The sequence below is a fragment of the Methanobrevibacter sp. genome (assembly GCF_017431965.1).
Taxonomy (GTDB): Archaea; Methanobacteriota; Methanobacteria; order Methanobacteriales; family Methanobacteriaceae; genus Methanocatella.
The window spans coordinates 1-6145 of record NZ_JAFRKB010000066.1; the positions used below are offsets into that span (position 1 = coordinate 1).

General features: G+C 34.1%; 5 protein-coding genes and 2 pseudogenes. 3 read left to right on the forward strand and 4 right to left on the reverse strand.

Annotation, left to right across the window (positions count from 1 at the left end):
* Both IJI93_RS09580 and IJI93_RS09585 read left to right on the forward strand, forming a co-directional pair.
* Positions 1-336 (forward strand): annotated as a pseudogene (locus tag IJI93_RS09580) (molybdopterin molybdenumtransferase MoeA); the annotation flags it as partial.
* A gap of 16 nt (positions 337-352) precedes the next feature.
* The gene (locus tag IJI93_RS09585) at positions 353-1483 is read left to right on the forward strand and encodes a site-2 protease family protein (RefSeq protein ID WP_292822493.1); all 1131 of its coding nucleotides are present in this window, start codon (positions 353-355) and stop codon (positions 1481-1483) included.
* A gap of 171 nt (positions 1484-1654) precedes the next feature.
* Here the strand turns inward: IJI93_RS09585 and IJI93_RS09590 are convergent, their stop codons facing one another.
* From IJI93_RS09590 to IJI93_RS09605, 4 genes are all read right to left on the reverse strand, one after another.
* Complete coding sequence (locus IJI93_RS09590) at positions 1655-2065, reverse strand: hypothetical protein (RefSeq protein ID WP_292822495.1); 411 nt, start codon at positions 2063-2065, stop codon at positions 1655-1657.
* Between the two features lie 497 nt (positions 2066-2562).
* Entirely contained in the window at positions 2563-2937 is a 375-nt protein-coding gene (locus IJI93_RS09595; protein ID WP_292822497.1) for a hypothetical protein, read from the reverse strand.
* A gap of 740 nt (positions 2938-3677) precedes the next feature.
* Entirely contained in the window at positions 3678-4091 is a 414-nt protein-coding gene (locus tag IJI93_RS09600; RefSeq protein WP_292822499.1) for a ferritin family protein, read from the reverse strand.
* 58 nt (positions 4092-4149) lie between these two features.
* Positions 4150-5376, reverse strand: coding sequence for an FprA family A-type flavoprotein (locus tag IJI93_RS09605; protein WP_292822501.1), 1227 nt, complete (start codon positions 5374-5376; stop codon positions 4150-4152).
* Positions 5377-5653: 277 nt separating this feature from the next.
* Here IJI93_RS09605 and IJI93_RS09610 point away from each other — a divergent pair.
* Positions 5654-6145, forward strand: a pseudogene (locus tag IJI93_RS09610) (site-specific integrase); the annotation flags it as partial.

Genomic DNA, 6145 nt, shown 5'->3' on the forward strand with positions numbered 1-6145 from the left:
AAGATGGTATTTACATTTTCCGTCCAGCCTGTTGCGGCAATGACTCAGTTTGATATTTTTGCAAGAAAATATCTATTTGAAATGCAAGGAAGAGCATTTGATTTTAATATTATCAAAAAGGAATCTCAGCTAAAAATTCCTTCCCAACTGGGTAGGACAGATTTCATACGTTCTTTCACTGATGAAAACTATACAAGGCATGTCCTGAACAGGGGTTCTGGCATAATTAGGTCAATGGTTGAGGCAAACAGCTATATCATCATAGACGAAAATGATGAAGGATATCAAAAGAATGATATAGTTGATGTTGTCTTCTTTGATTCACTACTTTGGTAGTTAAAGGTGCATTTTAATGAATGGGATTTATTATTATTTGATAGCTTTTTTCATTATCTGGATATTGTCCTTAACATTAAAAGATAAATTGTCTAATCATGGTTTTGAAATTAATTTCCCAATTATCATGTGGAAAACTGATAAGCTCAGGGGGATAATTTCAAAAATTTCTAATTTTTCTCCAAAATTTTGGAAATGGTACATGAATTTTGGAATTGTAATCTGTTATATTGGAATGATTGCAATGGCATGGCTATTGCTTAGTTCTCTGCAGTCAGTTTTTGACACGCCGACAGTTTCAGTTATACTGCCGGGTGTTGAAATACCGGGTTCTCCGATATATGTCCCATTTTTATCAGGTTTCATTGCACTTGCTACTGTATTGGTGGTTCATGAATTTTCCCATGGAATACAGGCTGTTGGTGAAAAAATTCCAATCAAGTCAGTTGGATTATTATTGTTTGCCATAATTCCCGGAGCGTTTGTGGAACCTGATGAAGAGATTCTTAAAAGTTCCAGCAGGGTTTCAAGACTAAGGGTATATGGTGCCGGAACAATGGCCAATATTACTTTAGCGTTAATAGCTATTTTGCTTATTGCCGGCGTGTCTTATGAAATTCCTATGTTATTCGATGAAAATGGAATAGAGATTAGCAGAGTTGTTAGTGATTCCCCGTCTGATGGTATTTTAAAGCAGGGAATGGTAATAGAAGCGATTGATGGCAATGAAATTAATGATGCTCAAAGTTATGTGGATGTCGTATCCTCGTTTTCACCTGGAGATAATATAACTGTTCAGACAAATCAGGGAAGCTATATGGTTGAACTTGGCAAAAACCCTAATAATGAGTCTGTAGGATTTTTCGGAATACAGGCTTCAAAACATTTTGAACTAAAAAATAATTCATTGGGTTCACTTCCTTGGGTATTGTTTAGCCTGGAAGATATTCTTCAGTGGATCTTTACTTTAAATTTAGGAATAGGGCTGTTCAATATACTTCCAATCAAACCACTCGATGGCGGTTATATGCTTGAAATTTTGTTGAGCTATAGATTATCTGAAAAACAATATACTCCAATCGTTAATTCAATTTCAGCAATCTTTGCTATTGTAATTGTATTCAGTCTTATAGTCGGTTTTATTTAGAAAAATTACTTGTTTTAAGTTTAGAAATTAAAGTGTTTTTCCTTCTGTGATATTTTTTGGATTTAGATTAAAAATAGGTTAAATTAATTTTATTTCAAAAATAGGGAGGAAATGAAAAGCATGACGTTGAATCATGCTTTTGAATAAAAAGGTTAATAAAAAGTTTTAAATTTATTTGTTTCTTCTAAGTGCTGCGTATCCACCGACGAGGCTGGTCACTGCTAATAATGCAATGATTGGGTTACCTGTCACTGGCATGGTGTGGTGTGCACTAATGTTGTGTGTTGCGTTACCAGTTACATTGCCTGTTACATTTCCGGTTGCATTGTGTGTAGCGTTTCCGGTTATGTTGCTGGTAGTGTTTCCGGTTGCATTTAATATTGGGTTGCCGTCAGCGTCTAAAGGCACGTAACCGGTTTGGTTTTCGAGAGGTAATCCGTTTCCTGGTTCTAATCCGTCAGCTTCAGCCATATCGTAGTTGCTTCCAGCGTATCCGCCTTGATCTGCAGCACAAACTATGCCTGCAGATGCGATTATGCAAAATATTGCAAGTAATGTTAATAGTTTTTTGTTGAGATTCATAAGTATCACCTTTTAGTTATATTGAATATTGAGGTGTGAAATATAACATTTCACTGCACAATTAATTATATGAAAAAGGCATTATATAAAGCTTTTCGAATGCAAGTGCTCACTTACATCTTAAAAAACTAAATAAAACAATATCCATTGAATAAATAAAAAATAAAATAATTTAAACAATTAATTTTAAAATTTGAGTTAAATTTATAACTAATTTTATTTTGAAAAATTAAAACATTATTGAAATGTATGGTCAAATTTTAGATATAAATTTTTGAAAAGAAATATAAACCAGTCGGTGATTCAATTTCAGTCATGTTTACAATTGGGATCGTTTCAATCTGGCATCAGTAGTTTAAATTAACTTCTCTACTTGAAATTAACAGACCTTTTTCAATTGGGTTTTGAGTAAAATTAGTTTAAATGGGGGGGGAATGAAAAGCATGAAATTGAATCATGCTTTTCTGAATAAAAAGGTTAATAAAAAGTTTTTAAATTTATCTGTTTCTTCTGATTGCTGCGTAACCGCCTACAATACCTACTACAGCTAATAAAGCTATGATTGGATTACCTGTTAGGGGCATTTTGTGGCTTGCAGTTACATTGTGTGTTGCATTAGCAGTTACGTTTTCGGTTGTGTTGCCGGTAGTGTTTCCGGTTGCATTACCTGTAGTGTTACCTGTTGTGTTGCCGGTAGTGTTTCCGGTTTGGTTTTCGAGAGGTAATCCGTTTCCTGGTTCTAATCCGTCAGCATCAGCCATATCGTAGTTGCTTCCAGCGTATCCACCTTGATCTTCAGCACAAACAACACCTGCAGATGCGATTATGCAAAATATTGCAAGTAATGTTAATAGTCTTTTGTTGATATCCATAAGTATCACCACCTTTTAGTTATATTGAATATTGAGGTGTGAAATATAACATTTCACTGCACAACTGATTATATGAAAATGGCATTATATAAAGTTTTTCGAAAGTAAGCACTCACTTGCATCTTAAAAAACAAAATAAAGTGATATATTCTGAATAAATGAAAAATAAAAAGATTTAAACAATTAATTTTAAAATTTATCTATTGACTGAAAAATAGGGAGAAGTGAAAAGCATGATATTGAATCACGCTTTTATGGTTAATAAAAAAGTTTTATTTATTTCTTCTAATTGCAGCATAACCACCTTTATCAGCAGCGCAAGCAATGCCCGCAGATGCAGCTATGCAATACAAGCGAATTTAATTTTTTATTAATATTCATATGTTTATCCTTTGATAAACTGAGATGTTGGCTTTGAAATATAACATTTCGCCGCACAAGTAATTATATGAAAATGGCATTATATAAAGTTTTTCGAATGTAAGTGCTTACTTGCATTTTAAAAAACAAAATAAAGAAAAATAAATCAAATAAATAAAAAATAAAAAGATTTAAACAATTTATTTTAAATTTAAAGTTACTGAAATTAATTTTATTTGAAATATTAAGTATGTAATGATTTAAAAAATTGGCATATAATTGAAAATTGTGGTGATTTCAATATCTGCTGTCGCAATCAGCAGTTCAAATGTAAAAAAAGAAATAGTGAAAGAATAGTTAAATTCTTTCTTTTTTTGAATCTAGAAGTATCTTTCTAAGATTCCTTCTAAGATTTTGTAGTGACGACCTTCATCTTTGGAACTTTCTCTGAAGAAATCAGCAGCAGTTTCAATACCAGCTTCTTCAGCTTTTTCGGAAGCTTCTCTTTTTTCTGCGTTAGCCATTTTTTCTCCGCCCATCATCCATTCGATGTTTGCTTTGAGGTCATCTTTAATGATTCCATTCATTTCACAGAATCTTGCAGCATGTTCAGCTTCTTCCCATGCTAATCTTTTGAATACTTCTGCTAATTCTCCGTAACCAGCTCTGGAAGCTTGTCTGGACATAGCTAAGTAGATACCTACTTCGTTAGTTTCACCTTCAAAGTTTCCTGCAACAAATTTTTCTACAGGAGTTCCTTTAGTAATTCCGATTTCATGTTCATATTTTACCATAAAAATCAATCTCCTTTTTTCTAATATTATGTTATATTTTTTACATTTAAATGTATTTTTATAATTCCTTGCATGCTTTTGCTAATGCAACACCTAAATTATAGCTTGCTTCTTCTTCTTCTGCGTTTGGCACAAAAGTGATTTCTTGTGTGTCAATAACATCAAATCCGCAGGTTCCTAATTCTTCAGCGAGTTTTGCAGGAGATCCTCCTCTTCCACCCATTGAACCGAATGTAACCGCTTTTCTTTCGATACCTGTTCTGTTGAAGAGCAGTCCTTTTAGGTAGTACATAATGTCCCCTATACTTGGGTATGGAACATCGTTAATGGTAGGGTCTCCGACTGCAATTCCTTTACTGGTCAATATACTTTTAACGATTTCGGATCTTTCATCTTCGTGCAAGAAGAAGATTTCCACATCATAGCCTTCAGACATTGCGCCTTCAGCAATTTCGTGAGCCATTTGTTGGGTTGAGTAGTGCATGGTATCGTAGATGATTGTGATTTTGTCTTCACATACTCCGGTTGCCCAGTTTTGGTAAGCTCCAATGACTTGCATAGGATCAGTCCATATCTGACCGTGTGATGGTGCAATCATTTTAATTTGTTCAAGCAATCCTAATTCCACTACTTCATTTAATTTTTTAAGCACTAATTTGGATAGTGGTGTAATCAAGTTTGCATAGAATTTTTGAGCAGCATCCATCAATATGTTTTCAGGGATTTCATCTGAGAATCTTTTTGTGAAACATAAGTGTTGACCGAATGCATCGTTAGGGAATAAAATTCCGGTTTCATCTGCAAGCAATGTAAACATGCTGTCAGGCCAGTGCAATAGGAATGCGTCAAGGAAAGCCAAGGTTCTTCCGCCAACATCTAGACTGTCGCCAGTTCCAACAGTAATAAATTCAGCACCTTCAAGTGCAGGGTAGTGCTTTAAAAGCCCGTTAACTGCGATTTTTGTACAGTAAATTGGTGCTTCAGGGAATCTTTTGTGTAAATCCACTAAAACTCCGGAGTGGTCTTTTTCAACATGGTTTTGGATAATGTAGTCAACTTTTACTTCTCTTCCCTCTTGGGCAAATGCATCGTCGATACGTGCCATCATTTCTTTTGTTTTTCCAGGGTAAGCATTATCAATGATTGCTACTTCGTCTTCGCCAAATACAATGTATGCATTGTAGGTGGTTCCATCTAGGGTGTAACCGTGGTAGGTTCTTAAGTCCCAGTCGAGTACACCAATCCAGTATACTCCATCAGCTATTTTTTGTGCATTAGCTTTCATTTTAAAATCTCCATTAAGTAAATTCATTCATATGAATTTATTATTATTTTATAGTCATTATTATATATAGTTTTGTTTTATACGAACAGTTTCAAAAGTTCTGATACTTATTAGTATTCAACTGCTCTCTCTCAAGATATTATATCTATGAAAAATAGAGGTGTTAAGTATGATGAATGACGAGCTATTAAAAAATTTTTCAATAAGCTGCAACCATGCGCAGGGTACATTCTTTAGCTATGAGCTTTCGCTGAGAAAGTACTGCGAGTATTTTGGTATGAGCTTAAAAGAACTTCTTTATGAAGCTGAAGAAGATGAAAACAATGGAGTAAAATGGAAACACAGTCGCTTAAAAGCAAAATTAGTCGAATATAGGCATTACATGTATCAGCATTATGCTCCAGGAACTGTCAGAAAAGAAATGAACTGCATTAAATATTTCTATAAATTCTATGACATTGAGATATTGTCACTGCCTAAGATTAATGAAAAGAGCATTCAAAAGCCAGCTCCGATATATTTCAAGGATTTGCCGGATAAGGCTGTTATAAGGGAAGCTTTTCAAATAGCATCTCCTTTAATGAAAGCTATAAAATTGTTTTCATGTTCCAGCGGATGTGCCAGAACCGAAACATTGAGCCTGACAATTGGAGATTACATTGAGGCATTATCTGAATATCTGCCAAAAAGAGATATGGACATCTTTAATGTAATCGATTATCTAAACGGTGTTGATGATGTAGTTCCGACCTTTAGCATTTTAAGGAAA